21 protein-coding genes are annotated in these 19,479 nt (G+C 42.8%); all 21 read left to right on the forward strand.

What is annotated here, in order from left to right; translation table 11 throughout:
* The first annotated feature begins 77 nt into the window (after positions 1-77).
* The 21 genes from sdaAB (at position 78) to GKC25_RS07455 (ending at position 19,472) form a co-directional block, all read left to right on the forward strand.
* Complete coding sequence (gene sdaAB, locus GKC25_RS07355; RefSeq protein ID WP_034662425.1) at positions 78-740, forward strand: L-serine ammonia-lyase, iron-sulfur-dependent subunit beta; 663 nt, start codon at positions 78-80, stop codon at positions 738-740.
* 20 nt (positions 741-760) lie between these two features.
* Entirely contained in the window at positions 761-1,663 is a 903-nt protein-coding gene (sdaAA, locus tag GKC25_RS07360; RefSeq protein WP_034663849.1) for an L-serine ammonia-lyase, iron-sulfur-dependent, subunit alpha, read from the forward strand.
* Positions 1,641-3,689, forward strand: coding sequence for an ATP-dependent DNA helicase RecG (gene recG / locus GKC25_RS07365; protein ID WP_187704496.1), 2,049 nt, complete (start codon positions 1,641-1,643; stop codon positions 3,687-3,689). The genes sdaAA and recG overlap by 23 nt, the downstream gene beginning before the upstream one ends.
* A gap of 112 nt (positions 3,690-3,801) precedes the next feature.
* Entirely contained in the window at positions 3,802-4,368 is a 567-nt protein-coding gene (gene fapR, locus GKC25_RS07370) for a transcription factor FapR (RefSeq protein WP_024424199.1), read from the forward strand.
* Positions 4,369-4,383: 15 nt separating this feature from the next.
* Positions 4,384-5,382, forward strand: coding sequence for a phosphate acyltransferase PlsX (gene plsX / locus GKC25_RS07375; RefSeq protein WP_187704497.1), 999 nt, complete (start codon positions 4,384-4,386; stop codon positions 5,380-5,382).
* A 15-nt stretch (positions 5,383-5,397) separates the two neighbouring features.
* Positions 5,398-6,342, forward strand: a complete 945-nt coding sequence (gene fabD, locus GKC25_RS07380; protein WP_034662418.1) for an ACP S-malonyltransferase — start codon at positions 5,398-5,400, stop codon at positions 6,340-6,342.
* On the forward strand, positions 6,342-7,085 hold the full coding sequence (gene fabG / locus GKC25_RS07385; RefSeq protein ID WP_060596235.1) for a 3-oxoacyl-[acyl-carrier-protein] reductase: 744 nt from the start codon (positions 6,342-6,344) through the stop codon (positions 7,083-7,085). Before fabD ends, fabG begins: the two co-directional genes overlap by 1 nt.
* An 81-nt stretch (positions 7,086-7,166) precedes the next feature.
* Positions 7,167-7,400, forward strand: coding sequence for an acyl carrier protein (acpP, locus tag GKC25_RS07390; RefSeq protein WP_003212028.1), 234 nt, complete (start codon positions 7,167-7,169; stop codon positions 7,398-7,400).
* A 184-nt stretch (positions 7,401-7,584) separates the two neighbouring features.
* Complete coding sequence (rnc, locus tag GKC25_RS07395) at positions 7,585-8,328, forward strand: ribonuclease III (RefSeq protein WP_106041872.1); 744 nt, start codon at positions 7,585-7,587, stop codon at positions 8,326-8,328.
* 105 nt (positions 8,329-8,433) lie between these two features.
* Positions 8,434-11,994, forward strand: coding sequence for a chromosome segregation protein SMC (gene smc / locus GKC25_RS07400; RefSeq protein WP_187704498.1), 3,561 nt, complete (start codon positions 8,434-8,436; stop codon positions 11,992-11,994).
* Positions 11,995-12,016: 22 nt separating this feature from the next.
* Positions 12,017-13,003 carry a signal recognition particle-docking protein FtsY gene (ftsY, locus tag GKC25_RS07405; RefSeq protein WP_034662411.1) on the forward strand — a complete coding sequence of 329 codons (987 nt, stop codon included), beginning with the start codon at positions 12,017-12,019 and terminating at the stop codon, positions 13,001-13,003.
* Between the two features lie 142 nt (positions 13,004-13,145).
* Entirely contained in the window at positions 13,146-13,478 is a 333-nt protein-coding gene (locus tag GKC25_RS07410) for a putative DNA-binding protein (protein ID WP_012009935.1), read from the forward strand.
* 13 nt (positions 13,479-13,491) lie between these two features.
* Positions 13,492-14,832, forward strand: a complete 1,341-nt coding sequence (gene ffh / locus GKC25_RS07415) for a signal recognition particle protein (protein ID WP_066030917.1) — start codon at positions 13,492-13,494, stop codon at positions 14,830-14,832.
* Positions 14,833-14,937: 105 nt separating this feature from the next.
* Entirely contained in the window at positions 14,938-15,210 is a 273-nt protein-coding gene (rpsP, locus tag GKC25_RS07420) for a 30S ribosomal protein S16 (RefSeq protein ID WP_003212139.1), read from the forward strand.
* Positions 15,210-15,455, forward strand: coding sequence for a KH domain-containing protein (locus GKC25_RS07425; RefSeq protein WP_012009937.1), 246 nt, complete (start codon positions 15,210-15,212; stop codon positions 15,453-15,455). The genes rpsP and GKC25_RS07425 overlap by 1 nt, the downstream gene beginning before the upstream one ends.
* A 103-nt stretch (positions 15,456-15,558) precedes the next feature.
* Complete coding sequence (locus tag GKC25_RS07430) at positions 15,559-15,945, forward strand: YlqD family protein (protein ID WP_024424191.1); 387 nt, start codon at positions 15,559-15,561, stop codon at positions 15,943-15,945.
* A gap of 8 nt (positions 15,946-15,953) precedes the next feature.
* Positions 15,954-16,478: a ribosome maturation factor RimM gene (gene rimM / locus GKC25_RS07435; protein ID WP_106049300.1), complete on the forward strand. Its 525-nt coding sequence runs from the start codon at positions 15,954-15,956 to the stop codon at positions 16,476-16,478.
* Positions 16,475-17,209, forward strand: coding sequence for a tRNA (guanosine(37)-N1)-methyltransferase TrmD (trmD, locus tag GKC25_RS07440; RefSeq protein ID WP_034662403.1), 735 nt, complete (start codon positions 16,475-16,477; stop codon positions 17,207-17,209). The genes rimM and trmD overlap by 4 nt, the downstream gene beginning before the upstream one ends.
* A 137-nt stretch (positions 17,210-17,346) precedes the next feature.
* Positions 17,347-17,694, forward strand: a complete 348-nt coding sequence (rplS, locus tag GKC25_RS07445; RefSeq protein WP_008354510.1) for a 50S ribosomal protein L19 — start codon at positions 17,347-17,349, stop codon at positions 17,692-17,694.
* Positions 17,695-17,782: 88 nt separating this feature from the next.
* Positions 17,783-18,631, forward strand: a complete 849-nt coding sequence (ylqF, locus tag GKC25_RS07450) for a ribosome biogenesis GTPase YlqF (RefSeq protein ID WP_034662400.1) — start codon at positions 17,783-17,785, stop codon at positions 18,629-18,631.
* Between the two features lie 76 nt (positions 18,632-18,707).
* The gene (locus GKC25_RS07455; RefSeq protein WP_342689951.1) at positions 18,708-19,472 is read left to right on the forward strand and encodes a ribonuclease HII; all 765 of its coding nucleotides are present in this window, start codon (positions 18,708-18,710) and stop codon (positions 19,470-19,472) included.
* Positions 19,473-19,479 lie beyond the last annotated feature (7 nt).

Consider the following 19,479-nt stretch of genomic DNA (forward strand, 5'->3'; position numbering starts at 1 on the left):
TGCGGGAAACGAATGAATCCATTAGTCTAAAGAAAGAACCAAACCAATATGTGAGTGGTTATGAGAGGGGAAGACCTATGAAATTTAGAAGTGTGTTTGATATTATTGGACCCGTCATGATTGGTCCATCAAGTTCGCACACAGCGGGTGCGGCTCGTATAGGGAGAGTGGCTCGCAGCTTATTTGGAAGAGAACCGAAACAAATTGTCGTTTCATTTTATGGCTCTTTTAAAGATACGTATAAAGGACACGGTACAGATGTCGCCATTATCGGCGGTGTTCTTGATTTTGATACATTTGATGAACGCATCAAAACAGCGATTGATATTGCAAAAAGCAAAGAGATCGACATTGAATTTAAAGAAGAAGATGCGGTGCCAGCGCATCCGAATACAGCAAAAGTAGAGATATCAGATGCAAATGGAAAGCTTGAATTAATCGGGATTTCCATCGGCGGTGGTAAAATTGAAATCACTGAACTGAATGGCTTTGAGCTCAGGCTTTCAGGAAATCATCCTGCCATTCTTGTGGTTCATAACGATCGCTACGGCACGATTGCAGCAGTGGCCAATGTGTTAGCGAAATTCGCCATCAACATCGGTCATATGGAAGTGGCACGTAAAGATGTCGGGCAAGAGGCTCTGATGACCATCGAAGTGGATCAAAATATTGACCCAGCTGTCCTATCAGAGCTTGAAACGCTGCCAAACATTATTCAAGTCACACAAATTGCAGAGTAACAACAAGGAGGTTATGAATGATGTTTAAAAACGTCAAAGAACTCGTGCAGCTAACAGAAGAACGGAATACCTCCATTTCAGAAATAATGATCGCGCAAGAAATGGAAGTGACAGGGAAGTCACGTGAAGATATTTTCTCCCAGATGTACCGCAACCTAGAAGTGATGGAACAGGCCGTAGAAAACGGGCTGAAAGGTGTGAAATCATTATCAGGTTTAACAGGCGGAGATGCGGTCAAACTTCAAGCATATATCGCATCAGGCAAAACGCTGTCTGGACATACAATATTAGATGCTGTCAGTAAGGCAGTGGCAACGAATGAAGTCAATGCCGCAATGGGGACGATTTGTGCAACGCCTACAGCAGGCTCAGCAGGTGTTGTGCCGGGTACGTTATTTGCAGTAAAAGAAACATTAAAGCCAACTAAGGAACAAATGGTCAGATTCCTATTCACCTCTGGCGCATTTGGCTTTGTTGTGGCCAATAATGCGAGCATCTCTGGTGCAGCAGGCGGCTGTCAGGCAGAGGTAGGTTCAGCATCAGGTATGGCGGCAGCAGCCATTGTCGAAATGGCAGGCGGTACACCTCAGCAATCTGCTGAAGCGATGGCGATTACACTGAAAAATATGCTTGGACTTGTTTGTGACCCAGTAGCTGGACTTGTCGAGGTACCGTGCGTAAAACGAAACGCAATGGGTGCATCAAATGCGATGATCGCAGCAGATATGGCACTTGCCGGCATCACAAGCCGTATTCCATGTGATGAAGTCATTGATGCGATGTATAAAATCGGTCAAACCATGCCAACGGCACTTCGTGAAACAGCACAAGGCGGACTTGCTGCAACACCGACAGCAAGAGAGCTTGAAAAGAAGATTTTCGGAGGTGTGACCTCATCTCGTGATACAGAAACTGCAAGATAACGTCTCTGTCCTCAAAGGGATTGGAGAAGAAACCGAAAAAACACTCAATGAACTTGGAATCTATACAGTAGCCGATTTGCTTGGCTACTTTCCTTATCGATATGACGACTATGAGCTTCGTAATTTAGAAGAAGTTAAGCATGATGAACGTGTCACAGTTGAAGGGAAAGTGCACAGTGAGCCCGTCCTCACCTATTATGGAAAAAAACGAAGCAGGCTGACATTCAGGCTGCTTGTCGGGCGTTTTCTCATCACAGCGATTTGCTTCAATCGCCCTTATTTAAAACGAAGCCTTGTTTTAGGTGATACAGTATCCGTCACTGGGAAATGGGATAAAAACCGTCAATCCATCATGGTGCAGGAATTTAAAAAAGGGACGCACGAGCAAGATGGCAGTATAGAGCCTGTTTATTCAGTAAAAGAAAATGTAACCGTGAAGATGATGAGACGCTTTGTGAAACAGGCCCTGTCACTTTATGTAGACAAAGCCGAAGATCCACTGCCAAAGCAGCTTGCCTTTGCCTATAAACTCATGTCCTATCAGGAAGCGTTAAAAGCCATTCACCTGCCAGAAACAAGAGACTCGCTCAAGCAAGCAAGACGCCGCTTTGTGTACGAAGAATTTCTCATCTTTCAATTGAAGATGCAGGCAATCAGAAAGAAAGAGCGAGAAAAAACATCAGGCATCCAGCATCCGTTTTCCAAAGAGGCTGTTTTTGAGTTTGTTCACAGCCTGCCATTTCCGCTGACGAAGGCACAATCAAGAGTGCTTGATGAAATTATGTCTGATATGGCATCCCCGTACCGGATGAACCGTCTGCTCCAAGGAGATGTTGGCTCAGGGAAAACAGCTGTTGCAGCCATTGCGCTTTATGCCGCTCATTTATCCGGCTATCAAGGTGCATTGATGGTCCCAACAGAGATTTTGGCAGAACAGCATGCAGATTCACTTTACCAGCTGTTTGAAAAATGGGGACTGAATATCGCCCTTCTGACAAGCTCTGTGAAAGGAAAGCGCCGCAGAGAATTGCTGGAACGTCTAAAAGAGGGCGAGATTGATATATTAGTCGGTACGCATGCGCTCATTCAAGACGAAGTCGAATTTCAGCAGCTCGGTCTTGTTATCACAGATGAGCAGCACCGATTTGGCGTAGAACAGCGAAAAAAACTAAGAAGTAAAGGACAGGATCCAGATGTCTTGTTTATGACTGCCACACCTATTCCGCGAACACTTGCGATCACTGTTTTTGGAGAAATGGACGTATCCGTCATTGATGAATTACCAGCCGGCAGAAAACAGATCGAAACGTATTGGGTCAAGCATGACATGCTTGAGAGGATTCTTGCATTTGTGGATAAAGAGCTGAGAAAAGGAAGACAGGCGTATATTATTTGTCCGCTCATAGAAGAATCAGACAAGCTGGATGTGCAAAACGCGATCGATGTCCACAGTATGCTGACAGAGGCTTACCGCGGTAAGTGGTCGATCGGCTTAATGCACGGGAAACTGGCGAGTGATGAAAAAGATCAGGTGATGAGAGACTTTACAGCAAATGAAGTTCAAATTCTCGTTTCAACCACAGTCGTTGAAGTCGGGGTCAACGTACCGAATGCGACTATCATGGTCATTTATGATGCAGACCGCTTCGGACTGTCTCAGCTTCATCAGCTCAGAGGCCGGGTTGGACGCGGAGAGCATCAATCATTTTGTGTTTTAATGGCGGATCCAAAATCAGAAACGGGGAAAGAGCGGATGCGGATCATGTCCGAAACAACCGACGGTTTTGAGCTGTCAGAAAAGGACTTAGAACTAAGAGGACCCGGCGATTTCTTCGGTAAAAAACAAAGCGGAATGCCTGAATTTAAAGTAGCAGATATGGTTCATGACTACAGAGCGCTGGAAACCGCTAGAAAAGATGCGGCAGAACTTGTGCAATCAGACGCATTTTGGACAGATCCCGAATACAAAGAACTTCGGCAAACGCTGGTAGACAGCGGGGTGCTGGGCGGAGATAAATTAAGCTGATCAAGCGCTGGAGGAATTTTCTTGTCTTTTTGAAACAAGGATTGATTTATCATCTATGAGATTATATACTACTATTAGTACCTAGTCATAAATGTACGGATGGTGTCTGCATATGAAACTAAATAAAAAAGAACGTCAAAAGCTTCTCCAGCAAACGATCAGCTCGACTCCGTTCATTACTGATGAAGAATTGGCAAGTAAATTCGGTGTAAGCATTCAAACGGTTCGTCTTGATCGTTTGGAACTGTCGATTCCTGAATTACGCGAAAGAATTAAGCATGTGGCCGAAAAGACATTAGAGGATGAAGTGAAGTCACTTCCGCTGGATGAAGTGATTGGAGAAATGATTGATGTAGAGCTTGATGACCAAGCCATTTCCATTTTAGAAGTGAGAAAAGAGCATGTATTTAGCCGAAATCAAATTGCCAGGGGACATCATCTCTTCGCCCAGGCAAATTCGCTGGCAGTAGCCGTCATTGACGATGAACTGGCGCTGACAGCAAAAGCGAATATTAGATTTACAAGGCAGGTTAAACAAGGCGAACGAGTCGTCTCGAAAGCTAAAGTAGCCTCACATGATAAAGAAAAAGGCAGAACTGTAGTTGAAGTAAACAGCTATGTCGGTGAGGAAGTTGTCTTCTCAGGTGACTTCGTCATGTATCGCTCAAAACAAAAGTAAAAGGTGGCACGTAATATGAGAATTGCAGTCGATGCAATGGGGGGAGACCATGCCCCTAAAGCCATTATTGACGGTGTGCAAAAAAGCTTAACGGCATTTTCAGATATCGAGATTACACTTGTCGGCGATGAAAACAAAATCAAACCATACATAACAAATAAGGAGCGCATCACGATTTTAGATGCAAAAGAAGTCATTGAACCGACAGATGAACCAGTGCGTGCAGTTAGACGTAAAAAGGATTCATCTATGGTGAAAATGGCGCAGGAAGTATCCGAGGGACGTGCAGATGCCTGCATCTCAGCAGGAAATACTGGAGCTCTCATGACAGCAGGACTGTTTATTGTAGGAAGAATTGATGGCATAGACAGACCGGCACTTGCTCCAACACTGCCAACACTTGATGGCAGCGGGTTTTTATTACTGGATGTCGGCGCAAACGTTGATGCGAAACCAGAACACCTAATGCAATATGCCATGATGGGATCAATCTACGCAGAGCGTGTCTTTCCAAAGAGCAATCCGCGCGTTGGATTGTTAAATGTAGGAACAGAAGATAAAAAAGGCAACGATCTCACGAAAAAAACCTTTGAATTATTAAAAGCATCAGACTTGAATTTCGTAGGGAATGTGGAGTCTCGTGATTTACTAGAAGGTGTTGCTGATGTTGTTGTCACAGATGGTTTCACAGGAAATATCGCCCTGAAAACGATTGAAGGCACAGCCCTTTCTGTATTTAAAATGCTGAAAGAAACATTAACATCCAGCTTCACAGCAAAAATAGCAGCTGGCATGATGAAGCCGAAATTGATGCAGATGAAGTCTAAAATGGATTACTCCGAATATGGCGGGGCCGCTTTATTTGGTTTAAAGGCACCTGTCATTAAAGCACACGGCTCCTCTGATGAAAACGCCATTTTTCATGCAATTCGTCAGGCACGTGATATCGTAGAAAAAGACGTTTCAGCCATCATTCATCAAGAAGTCCAAAAAGAAACCACGAACGAGTCTTAATGGAGGTAAAGCAGCATGACTAAAATTGCATTTTTATTCCCTGGCCAAGGCTCTCAAAAAATTGGCATGGGAAAAGATTTATTTGACCAAGAAGCAGTATCTAAAGCTGTATTTGAAGAAGCAGACAAGACCCTCGGTTTTGACTTATCTTCGATGATTTTTGAAGGAGATGCAGAAGAATTGACGCTCACTTATAATGCGCAGCCAGCTCTTTTAACGACAAGTATCGCCATCTTAAAGAAATTTGAAGAGAGCGGAATCAAAGCAGATTACGCAGCAGGACATAGCCTTGGTGAATATACGGCCCTCGTTGCAGCAGGCGCACTTTCGTTTCAAGATGCTGTCTATGCAGTAAGAAAGCGCGGCGAATTAATGAACGAAGCTGTTCCAGCAGGAGAAGGCGCCATGGCAGCGATTCTTGGCTTAGATCAAGCGGCGCTTCTAGAATTGACAAAAGAAGTGACAGAGAGCGGTCACCTTGTAGAACTCGCTAACCTAAACTGTCCTGGTCAAATCGTCATCTCTGGTACAGCAAAAGGTGTAGAACTAGCTTCAGAGAAAGCGAAAGAAAAAGGCGCAAAACGTGCGATTGCCCTTGAAGTGAGCGGACCTTTCCATTCTGCCTTAATGAAACCAGCCGCTGAAAAATTCACAGATGTTCTGTCAAAGCTAAACATTTCGGATGCCAAAACACCAGTGATCTCAAATGTAACAGCAGACATCGTCACATCTCGTGATGCTATTGAGACAAAGCTCATTGAACAATTGTATTCTCCTGTTCGATTTGAAGAAAGTGTGGAACGCCTCATTGATTTAGGCGTGACAACGTTTATTGAAATTGGTCCGGGCAAAGTACTTTCAGGCCTTGTGAAAAAGGTCAATCGCCGCCTGACAACCATTTCTGTTTCAGATCAGGAAACAATTGAAGCAGCTATTCAAACATTGAAGGAGGATTCTTGATGCTTACAAATAAAACAGCCGTTGTAACAGGTGCATCACGCGGGATTGGCCGTTCCATCGCGATCGATTTAGCGAAGAATGGTGCAAATGTTGTCGTCAACTATTCTGGAAACGAAGCAAAAGCAAATGAAGTCGTAGACGAAATCAAAGCACTTGGCCAGCAGGCATTTGCCGTTAAAGCTGATGTTTCAAATGCTGAAGAAGTACAAGCGCTCATGAAACAAGCGATTGACACATTTGGTTCAATTGACATTCTTGTCAATAATGCAGGGATCACAAAGGACAACCTGCTCATGAGAATGAAAGAAAATGAATGGGATGACGTCATTAACATAAACTTAAAAGGGGTCTTTAACTGTACAAAAGCCGTGACACGTCAAATGATGAAACAGCGCAGCGGAAGAATCATCAACTTGGCTTCAGTAGTTGGCGTATGTGGAAACCCTGGACAAGCAAACTACGTTGCAGCAAAAGCTGGTGTCATCGGATTAACGAAAACAACAGCAAAAGAGCTGGCAACCCGTCATATTACAGTCAATGCAGTAGCACCAGGCTTTATTTCGACAGATATGACAGACAAGCTTGATGAGAATGTGCAGTCTGAAATGCTCAAACAAATCCCGCTTGCACGCTTTGGTGCACCTGAAGATATTAGCAACGTCGTTGTCTTTTTAGCTTCAGAAGGAGCAGGTTATATTACAGGCCAAACCATCCAAGTAGATGGCGGAATGGTTATGTCCTAAGAAATATCAAAATTTCATTAGGTTTTCTCTAGTTTTTTAAAAACGAATCAACTATAATACTTTGAGGGGAGGTGAAAGGCAATGGCAGACGTATTAGAGCGTGTATCAAAAATTATTGTAGACCGCCTTGGCGTTGATGAGGCTGACGTGAAAATGGAAGCTTCATTTAAAGAAGATTTAGGCGCTGATTCCCTTGATGTAGTTGAGCTAGTTATGGAACTTGAAGATGAGTTCGATATGGAAATTTCTGACGAAGATGCTGAAAAAATTGCAACAGTCGGTGACGCTGTGAACTACATAAATAGCCAGCAATAAGCGTAACAAAGTCCCGTCTATTTTCATGACGGGACTTTGAAAATTTATGTTAGTTTCAACACATTCAGCTGATCAATTGTCAGCCTTTTTCAGATGCTAAGGAGCAATGTTTCCTTGCATGTAGAAAGAGAGACTCCATATAATCAGTATCCTTAAAGGCGATTAAGCCTACCTGGAGGTTGCTATGCCAAAACACTATAAAGACAAACAGAAACAGAGCAAAAAACTAGAGCAATTTAGAGAGTTCCAGCAGCGCATTTCTGTACACTTTCAAAATGAAAAACTTCTATATCAAGCCTTTACGCATTCCTCTTATGTGAATGAACACCGGAAAAAGCCATACGAGGATAATGAAAGACTTGAATTTCTAGGAGATGCTGTTTTAGAATTGACGATCTCTCAATTCTTATTTGCGAAATATCCCGCGATGAGCGAGGGAGATTTAACGAAACTAAGAGCGGCAATCGTATGTGAACCGTCACTTGTGTCTCTGGCACATGAGCTGTCCTTCGGTGACCTTGTTCTTTTAGGAAAAGGCGAAGAAATGACAGGCGGGAGAAAACGACCAGCACTCTTAGCGGACGTATTCGAGGCGTTTATCGGCGCACTTTATTTAGATCAGGGGCTGGTGCCAGTGGAACGATTCCTAGAAGCCTATGTCTATCCGAAAATTAACGATGGAGCGTTCTCGCATGTCATGGACTTTAAAAGCCAGCTGCAAGAATTCGTTCAGCGCGATGGAAAAGGTGTACTGGAATACCACATCCTTCATGAAAAAGGACCAGCACATAACCGGGAATTTGAAGCAAATGTATCCCTGCGCGGAGAAGTGCTCGGAATTGGAAATGGCCGCTCTAAAAAAGAAGCAGAACAGCATGCTGCACAGGAAGCACTTGCTAAATTGCAGAAACATCATATGAACCAATAAAATCCCCCTCGTCATTCAGGGGGATTTCACTCTGTTTTCCATCATCTTTTTTCACTTCATATGGTAAGATGATAGTACTTTAAATACATAAGGAGGATCACTCTCATGTTCCTCAAACGTTTAGACGTGATAGGATTCAAATCTTTTGCACAGCGAGTGACCGTGGACTTTGTCAAAGGGGTCACAGCTGTTGTTGGACCAAACGGAAGCGGCAAAAGTAATATTACCGATGCCATCCGCTGGGTACTTGGAGAACAATCAGCGAAAAGCCTCCGCGGAGGAAAAATGGAAGACATCATTTTTGCAGGAAGCGACTCAAGAAAAAGAGTCAATCTAGCAGAGGTGACTTTAACATTAGATAACGAAGATCACTTTTTACCGATCGATTTTCACGAAGTCAGTGTGACAAGAAGAGTCTATCGTTCAGGAGAAAGTGAATTTCTCATAAACAATCAATCTGTCCGCTTGAAGGATATTATTGACCTTTTCATGGATTCAGGTCTTGGAAAGGAAGCTTTTTCAATCATCAGCCAAGGAAAGGTAGAGGAAATTCTATCAAGCAAGGCAGAAGAGAGGAGAAGCATCTTTGAAGAAGCGGCTGGTGTTTTGAAATATAAAACAAGAAAGAAAAAAGCCGAGAATAAACTGTTTGAAACGCAGGACAACTTAAACCGAGTAGAAGATATTCTGCATGAACTAGAAGATCAAGTAGAACCATTAAGAATGCAGGCATCTATTGCAAAGGACTATTTGCAAAAAAAAGAAGAGCTTGAAAATGTCGAAATTGCCTTAACTGTCCATGACATCGAAGCACTTCATGAAAAATGGACAACACTTGGTGAAGCTGTCGAGCGCTTCAAACAAGATGAAATGAAGCAGTCCACAGATATTCAAGCAAAAGAAGCCAAAATTGAAGAGTCAAGAGACCGCATTCAAGCGCTTGACGAATCAATTAATGATCTGCAAGAAGTTCTTCTTTTCACAAGTGAGGAATTAGAAAAGCTTGAAGGAAAAAAAGAAGTATTAAAAGAACGGAAAAAAAATGCAGCTGCAAACCAAGGACAGCTAGAAGAAACGCTCATTCGCTTAACTGAAAAGCAGACGCAGTTAACCGAAAAGATTCAGCAGCAGAAAATCACGCGGGACAGCCTTCAAAAAGAAGTGCAACAGCTAAAAGATGAAGTGAAAACAAAGCAGCATCAACTGTCGCTCCATAGTGAAGATGTGGAAGGTCAAATTGAACAGCTAAAAAGCGATTATTTTGATCTGCTTAATGAACAGGCTACCATCCGCAATGAACGTAAATTACTAGAAGAACAGCAGCGCCAAGCGGCCATGCAGCTGGAGCGGCTCACGCAAAACAACCAAAAACACATCGAAGAACGTGTGTCTGTCAAAGAAAAGAAAATAGAAGCTGAGCAGCAGCTTTCCGCACTTGAAGAAGACATACTGGGTCAGGTCAAGCGCTTTAGGGAAGCGGAACAAAAGCTTGAGCAAATGAAACGTCAATACGAGAAAAAAGAAACGGCTCTTTACCAAGCCTATCAATATGTGCAGCAGGCAAGATCGAAAAAAGAGATGCTAGAATCCATGCAGGAAGACTTTTCAGGCTTTTTCCAAGGAGTGAAAGAGGTCTTAAAGGCAAAAGATCGTGTAGGCGGTATTCACGGTGCCATTGCAGAGCTGATTCAAACAGATCAGCAGCATGAGACAGCGATTGAAATCGCGCTAGGCGCAGCAACGCAGCACGTAGTCACAGAAAATGAAGCAGCTGCGAGACAAGCAATTGCATACTTAAAGCAGCACTCCTTTGGACGTGCGACCTTCCTGCCAATGAATGTGATCAAAGAACGAACCATTCAGCATAGGGACGTCCAAACAGCTGAGCAGCATGCTGCATTTATCGGTGTAGCAAGTCACCTTGTTTCCTTTGATGAAAAGTATCAAAAAGTCATACAGAACTTGCTTGGAACGGTACTTATCGTTAGAGACTTAAAAGGCGCCAATGAACTGGCAAAAATGCTTGGTCATCGTTATCGCATCGTGACCCTTGATGGAGATGTCGTGAACCCCGGCGGTTCAATGACCGGTGGCGGTGTAAAGAAAAAGAACAACTCCCTTCTTTCAAGAAACCGGGAGATCGAAACATTAACAAAGCAGCTCGTTGAAATGGAAGAAAAAACAACGATCCTTGAAAAAGAAACAAAAGAAACGAAGCAATTGATTGCAGTAAACGAAAGCCAATTAAACGAACTGCGTCAACGCGGAGAAACCCTTCGAGAAAAGCAGCAAGAGCTCAAAGGGAAGCTATACGAACTGCAAGTAGCCGAAAAAAATATTAATGCTCACCTTGAACTCTATGATCAAGAAAAAGAAGAATTGCAGCAGCGTTCTACTGAACTTACAGATAAGGACAAAACGCAGGCAGCCCTTGAAGTTTCAATAGGGGAGAAACTGACCACGCTTGATCAAGAGATCAATACATTAACAAAGCGTAAGCAGACTCAAAGCTCAACGAAAGAAACCATTTCTGCCGAATTAACCGAGCTGAAAATCTCGCTTGCCAAAAAAGAGCAGTCCTTAGCGAATGAACAAGAAAAGCTTTCGAGCTTAATGGCCGAATTAGAAGAGGCTGAACAAACGCTGATGGAAACAAAAGAAGACCTGTCACTCTTAACAAGTGAAATGACGTCTAGCTCAAGCGGAGCAGAACAGCTGGAAGAAGCGGCGAAAGAGAAACTGGAAAACAAAAACAAAACAACCGCACTTATTTCAGAGCGTCGTAAACAGCGCCTGGCTCTTTCTGAAACGTTAGAATTTGCTGAACGTGAATTGAAAGAACAAAAGCGTCTTTACAAGCAGCTCACCACAAGCTTAAAAGATGAAGAGATTAAGCTTGGCCGTATGGAAGTTGAGCTCGACAACCTCATCGCTTATTTGAACGAAGAGTATGCCCTTTCGTTTGAAGGGGCAAAAGAGATGTATCATCTGACGTTATCACCAGATGAAGCAAGAAAACGAGTGAAGCTGATCAAATTAGCCATTGAAGAGCTAGGAACAGTGAACTTAGGCAGCATTGATGAGTATGAACGAGTAAATGAACGATATCTCTTTTTAACAGAACAGCGAAACGATCTGACAGAAGCGAAAAATACATTATTCCAAGTCATCGAAGAAATGGATCAAGAGATGACAAAGCGCTTCTCTGAAACATTCTCGCAAATCCGCGGGCATTTTGAATTAGTTTTCCAAGCATTATTTGGCGGCGGAAGAGCAGATCTTAAGCTGACAGATCCAAACGATTTATTAAACTCTGGCGTTGATATTGTCGCGCAGCCGCCAGGGAAAAAGCTGCAAAACTTAAGCCTGCTTTCAGGCGGAGAGAGAGCATTAACAGCGATTGCTTTACTATTCTCTATTTTAAAAGTCAGACCTGTTCCATTCTGCGTGTTAGATGAGGTAGAAGCGGCGCTTGATGAAGCAAATGTTTTCCGCTTTGCGCAATATTTAAAGAAATACAGCCAGGAAACACAGTTCATTGTCATTACGCACCGTAAAGGAACAATGGAAGAAGCAGATGTGCTCTACGGCGTTACGATGCAGGAGTCAGGCGTTTCAAAGCTTGTATCCGTCAAACTAGAAGAAACGAAAGAGCTTGTCCAGTAATTAAAGGAGGTTTTTGAACCAAATGAGCTTTTTTAAGAAATTAAAAGAAAAATTTACGCAGCAAACTGATTCAGTATCAGAAAAGTTTAAAGATGGACTTGAAAAAACGAGAAACTCCTTTCAAGGAAGAGTAAACGAACTAATTTCACGCTACCGTAAAGTCGATGAAGACTTTTTTGAAGAATTAGAAGAGGTTCTGATTGGCGCTGATGTCGGTTTCACAACGGTGATGGAACTGATTGATGAGCTGAAAAAAGAAGTGAAATTAAGAAACATTCAAGACCCAAGTGAAGTACAATCGGTCATCTCTGAAAAACTGGTTGAAATCTACAATAGCGGAGAGGAACAAATCTCTGCGCTGAACATCGAAGACGGCCGATTAAATATCATTTTATTTGTAGGTGTCAATGGCGTTGGGAAAACAACGACTATCGGCAAACTTGCGAATAAGCTGAAAAATGAAGGGAAATCCGTCATTTTAGCAGCAGGTGATACGTTCCGTGCCGGTGCAATTGAGCAGCTTGAAGTATGGGGAGAGCGTTCAGGTGTCCCTGTTGTCAAACAGACGGCTGGCTCTGACCCAGCAGCGGTGATCTATGATGCCGTTCAATCAGCAAAAGCGAAAAATGCAGATGTACTCATCTGTGATACAGCAGGACGACTGCAAAACAAAGTCAACTTGATGAAAGAGCTGGAGAAGGTCAAGAGAGTCATTGAACGTGAGGTTCCAGATGCACCTCATGAAGTACTGCTCGCTCTTGATGCAACAACCGGTCAAAATGCGATGGCACAAGCGAAGGAATTTTCTAAAGCGACGAATGTGACAGGAATTGCTTTAACAAAGCTTGACGGTACTGCAAAAGGCGGAATTGTCCTTGCAATTCGCAATGAGCTGAACATCCCCGTGAAGCTTGTCGGTTTAGGTGAAAAGGTAGACGATCTGCAAGAGTTCGATGCAGAATCGTATGTGTATGGATTATTCTCAGACGTCATTGATCAAGAGGACTAACAAAAATGCCGGCAAAAACTGCTGGCATTTTTATTTATACACCGCTTCATGAAGTGACAAGATAAAAACTTGACACACAGTAGAGAACCGTGTAAACTTAGTTGATGTAAAGGGAATGAACTTAACAAAGGGGAGAGAGCCCATGACGCTTGAAAAAACAACGAGAATGAACTACTTGTTTGACTTCTATCAATCGTTGTTAACCGCAAAGCAAAAGAGCTACATGTCGCTTTACTACCTAGACGATTTTTCCCTCGGTGAAATTGCGGATGAATATGAAGTATCAAGACAGGCTGTTTATGATAATATTAAACGGACTGAAGCGATGCTTGAACAATATGAAGAAAAGCTGCTCTTGTTTAAGAAATTTAAAGAGCGTAAAGAACTTCTCAAAAAAATGAGAGAGCTTGTAGCAGATTCCGCTCAGACGGAAGAAGCAGAAGCTTTAATTGAATCGCTTGAGAAATTAGATTAGGAGGCGGCACAGTATGGCATTTGAAGGATTAGCCGACCGACTGCAGCAGACGATTTCAAAAATCCGCGGCAAAGGAAAAGTGTCAGAGCAAGATGTAAAAGAAATGATGCGCGAGGTACGCCTTGCCCTTCTTGAAGCTGACGTCAATTTTAAAGTAGTCAAAGACTTTGTGAAAAAAGTAAGCGAGCGGGCAGTTGGACAAGAGGTGATGAAAAGCCTTACCCCTGGACAACAGGTCATTAAAGTTGTAAAAGAAGAACTCACTGAATTAATGGGTGGGGAAGAGAGTAAAATCGCTGTAGCGAAAAAATCTCCGACAGTCATTATGATGGTTGGTCTTCAAGGGGCAGGTAAAACAACCACAACTGGGAAGCTTGCCAATTTACTTCGCAAAAAACATAATCGCAAGCCGATGATGGTGGCTGCAGATATTTACAGACCAGCAGCGATCCAGCAGCTTCAAACGCTGGGGAAACAGCTTGATATGCCTGTGTTTTCATTAGGTGATCAAGTCAGTCCTGTCGACATTGCCAAACAGGCAATCGAAAAAGCGAAAGAAGAACACCACGATTATGTCATTTTAGATACAGCAGGACGCCTTCATATCGATGAAGAATTGATGGATGAACTTCAGAAAGTAAAAGAAGTAGCGAGTCCAGAAGAAATTTTCCTTGTTGTTGACTCTATGACAGGTCAAGATGCTGTCAATGTAGCAAAAAGCTTTAATGAACAGCTTGGTTTAACAGGTGTCGTTCTAACGAAACTAGACGGGGATACACGAGGCGGGGCAGCACTTTCCATTCGAGCTGTCACCAATACGCCGATTAAATTCGCCGCACTAGGAGAAAAGCTGGATGCGATTGAACCATTCCACCCGGAGCGGATGGCATCAAGAATTCTTGGCATGGGAGATGTGCTTACACTTATTGAAAAAGCACAGGCAAACGTTGACCAAGATAAAGCGAAAGAGCTTGAACAAAAAATGCGGACCATGAGCTTTACGCTCGATGATTTCCTCGAGCAGCTTGGGCAAGTTCGTAATATGGGTCCACTTGATGAATTGATCCAAATGATGCCGGGAGCCGGTAAAATGAAAGGGCTCAAAAACGTCCAAGTAGACGAAAAGCAGCTCAATCACATCGAAGCGATCATTAAATCAATGACGACCGAGGAAAAAGAACAGCCAGAGGTCATCAATGCAAGCCGAAGAAAACGGATTGCAAAAGGAAGCGGAACATCTGTACAGGAAGTCAATCGCCTTTTAAAGCAATTTGACGAAATGAAAAAGATGATGAAGCAAATGACCAACATGTCCAAAGGGAAGAAAAAAGGCTTTAAATTACCATTTATGTAATTGGTTATACATGATAAAACCGTTGTTAAGAAAAAACACTTTACAAACCCTTTTATCATTGTTAATATACTATCTTGTTGAAATATTTTCGGAGGTGCTAGTAAAATGGCAGTAAAAATTCGTTTAAAACGTATGGGATCAAAAAGATCTCCTTTCTATCGTATTGTTGTAGCAGATTCTCGTTCACCACGTGACGGTCGTTTCATCGAAACAGTTGGAACATACAATCCAGTGTTATCACCAGCTGAGGTGAAAATCAACGAAGAATTAGCGCTTAAATGGCTTCAAAATGGTGCGAAACCATCTGATACAGTTCGCAACCTTTTCTCAAGCCAAGGAATTCTTGAAAAATTTCATAATGCGAAAAACAGCAAATAATGAATGAGCTGTCCTTGGAAGAATTGATTGTGTCCATCGTCGAGCCACTTGTTGATTTCCCTGAAGATATTCACGTATCTTCATTAGAAAAAGATGAGCAAGTGATTTACACACTGTCTGTCAATGCTGAAGATACCGGAAAAGTGATCGGAAAGCAGGGACGTACAGCAAAAGCGATACGAACAGTCATGTTTGCAGCAAGTGCAGAGTCTTCTAAGAAAGTTCAACTTGAGATTGCTGACTAAAAAGGGAGAGGGCTTAGGACCTCCCCTTTTTTTACACGTTTAAATCTATTTTTCGTTATACTGTAGAGGACAAATGCCTTCGGATAGGGGGACAAAAAGGAAGATGCAGATCATTCAACATGTCACCGTCATGCAAGTATTAACTGAAAGCAGTAAGGACAAACTGTTAACGACTTTTTTGGAGAAAAAAGAAAGACTAGAACGTGAATGCAATCAACTATATTTTCAACTGAAAAAACATGAAAAAGAACCACATCAGCAAGAAGCCATCCCTCAATTTCAAAAAGCCATCGATAAACGCCAGGAGAAGATCCGGCAAATTGATTTTCAAGTAGAGCAGCTGCATATTTTGCCGCTTGGAAGTGAAATGAAAGAGACAGAAGTGGATGCGCTGGTTGAAGTGAAAATAGGTGATAAATGGGATGACAAGATGCAAGATAATGTCATCGTCGTGAAAGACGGCACCATTGTGGAAATACGTCAGGGGTGATTGAGAACATGGAACGAGAATGGTTGAATGTTGGAAAGATTGTCAATACACACGGAGTCCGCGGAGAAGTACGCGTCGTGTCAAAGACAGATTTCCCAGAAGAGCGTTACAAAAAAGGAAGCGTCCTCTATATTTTTAAGCAAGGTCAAGGGGAGCCGCTAAAAGTCACTGTCGCATCACATAGGCAGCATAAGCAGTTTGATTTGCTCACATTTGAAGAAATTAGCTCCTTAAATGAAGCAGAGCAGTTGAAAGAATCTATTTTAAAAGTAGAAAAAGAACATCTCGGGTCTTTGGGCGAAGGAGAATTTTATTTCCATCAAATCATTGGCTGTGAAGTATACGATGAAGAGGATCAGCTTGTCGGCCAAATCAAGGAGATTTTAACACCAGGGGCAAATGATGTCTGGGTGGTTGGAAGAAAAGGCAAAAAAGATGCCCTGATTCCTTATATCCCATCTGTTGTCAAAAAGATCGATATCTCATCCAAAACCGTACACATTGAAGTGATGGAAGGACTCATTGACGAATGAAAATCGACTTTTTAACGCTTTTTCCTGAAATGTTCGAAGGTGTGCTTCACTCATCGATCTTAAAAAAGGCACAGGAGAAAGAAGCTGTCTCATTCAATGTTGTCAATTTTAGAGAGTACTCGGATCATAAGCATAAAACAGTGGATGACTATCCGTATGGCGGCGGTGCTGGTATGGTACTGAAAGCACAGCCCGTATTCGATGCGGTAGAAGATTTGACGAAGAAAGCAAGCAAGAAGCCCCGAGTCATTCTTGTCTGTCCTCAAGGGGAAAGATATACACAAAAGAAGGCAGAGGAACTTGCAAAAGAAGAACACCTTATGTTCATTTGCGGCCATTATGAAGGCTACGATGAGCGCATCAGGGAGCATCTTGTCACAGATGAAATCTCAATTGGGGATTTCGTTCTCACAGGCGGAGAACTGCCAGCGATGATGATTGCAGACAGTGTGGTCAGGCTTTTGCCTCATGTGCTTGGAAAAGAAGCGTCTCACATTGAAGATTCATTTAGTACAGGTCTGCTAGAGCACCCGCACTATACAAGACCTGCCGATTATAAAGGACTAAAAGTGCCGGATGTGCTCCTCTCTGGAAATCATGCAAAAATTGAAGAGTGGCGGCGCAAAGAATCCTTGAAGAGAACCTATACAAGACGGCCAGATTTGATCGATTCATGCAAAACGTTAACAGATGAAGAAAAAAGATGGCTTTGGCAGCTTCATAATGACTAGATTGTATTGCACACTGCATAGAGGTATGGTATGATACTACTTGTGACTTGGACGGCTTGCCGATTCAAGTTTGAAAACGATGTTCCGCTGCAATGAAGAAAGAGGACATGAGCATCTGTTGGAAGGAGTTGAAAACGATGCAACATTTGATTGAAGAAATCACAAAAGAACAATTACGCACTGATCTTCCTGCGTTCCGTCCTGGTGACACTTTACGTGTACACGTTAAAGTTGTCGAGGGTACTCGTGAGCGTATCCAGATCTTTGAAGGTGTTGTAATTAAGCGTCGTGGTGGTGGAATCAGCGAAACTTTCACAGTTCGTAAGATTTCTTACGGTGTAGGCGTTGAGCGTACATTCCCTGTACACACACCAAAAATCGCTAAGATCGAAGTTGTACGTCACGGTAAGGTACGTCGTGCGAAACTTTACTACCTACGTGAACTTCGCGGTAAAGCGGCTCGTATCAAAGAAATCAGACGATAATGATATCAAAGGAAAGAGCTTGTTACCTGTAACAGGCTCTTTTTTTGTACAATGTATAGAGATAATCGATAGAAGAGAAGGTGCACATATGACGATTCAATGGTTTCCAGGCCATATGGCAAAAGCAAGACGTGAAGTCACAGAAAAATTAAAGCTCATCGACATCGTATTTGAATTAACCGATGCTAGAATTCCGATGTCCTCTAGAAACCCAATGATCGAAGAAATCCTTCAGAACAAACCCAAAATCATGCTATTAAACAAAGCAGATAAAGCCGATCCTCGTATGACAAAGGAGTGGCAGGCGCACTTTGAGCAGCAAGGCGTTCGGTCACTTGCCATTAACTCTGTCGATGGACAAGGGTTAAATCAGATCATCACAACTTCAAAAGAAATCTTAAAAGAAAAATTCGACCGCATGAAAGCAAAAGGTGTCAAACCGCGTGCAATCCGGGCGCTGATTATCGGGATTCCCAACGTCGGGAAATCGACCTTAATCAATCGTTTAGCGAAAAAGAACATTGCCAAAACAGGAGACCGGCCTGGTATTACCACCTCACAGCAATGGGTGAAGGTAGGGAAAGAACTTGAACTGCTTGATACACCTGGAATCCTCTGGCCTAAGTTTGAAGATGAGCAAGTAGGACTCAGGCTAGCGGTGACTGGAGCGATCAAAGATTCTATCATCAACTTACAGGATGTCGCTGTGTATGGACTTCGCTTTCTAGAAGAGAACTATCCAGAGCGATTAAAAAAACGCTATGACCTGGCGGAGATCCCTGAAGATACGGTTGAGCTGTTTGATGCAATAGGTACAAAGCGCGGCTGTCTCATGAGCGGTGGATTTATTAATTACGACAAAACCACCGAAATCATTATTCGGGATATTCGAACAGAAAAATTTGGTCCCCTCACTTTTGAGAAGCCTGAAAGCTAAAAGACACGCAGCTCATGCGGGTCTTTATTTTTTGCGGAAAACTGCCGATATAAAGAAGGAGGCTGACGAAAAGCTGATGTACACGGTGAAACAAATAAAAGAACTGATAGAAAAGCATTCGCAAGACGAGTCATACATTCGTGAGCTTGTAAAAGATGATACGAGAAAAAGTGTCCAAAAACTGATAGAGAAGTGGCACAAAGAGAGAGAAAAGCAGCAGCAACTTCGTGCAGCATGGAATGAAATGCTGCAATTTGAAAACAAAGCTAAGGCGCAGGGATACACATGTATTGCTGGAATAGATGAAGCAGGAAGAGGACCGCTGGCAGGCCCTGTAGTCGCAGCAGCTGTTATATTAAAGGAAGACACAGCCCTGCTCGGTTTAAACGACTCAAAGCAATTATCTGAGAAAAAAAGATTGGCGTATTATGACCTGATCCAAAAAGAAGCACTTGATATCGGAATCGGCATTGTTGATGCGGCTACGATTGATGAAATCAATATTTACGAGGCATCAAGACTGGCGATGGTGAGAGCTGTGGAGCAGTTAACTCATACACCTGATTATCTACTCATAGATGCCATGACGCTCCCGCTTCCTATTCACCAAGAGAATATCATCAAAGGAGATGCAAAAAGTGCGTCCATCGCAGCAGGTGCATGTATTGCAAAAGTGACAAGGGATCAGATGATGGAAGAATACGGGCGTAAGTACCCTGAGTATCAATTTGAAAAACATAAAGGGTACGGAACAAAAGAGCATCTGGCTGCCATTCTAACACATGGAGCTGTCCCAATCCATCGATTATCGTTTGCGCCAGTGAAATCCGTTATATCATAAATTTTTG

This window comes from Bacillus pumilus, assembly GCF_038738535.1.
Taxonomy (GTDB): Bacteria; Bacillota; Bacilli; order Bacillales; family Bacillaceae; genus Bacillus.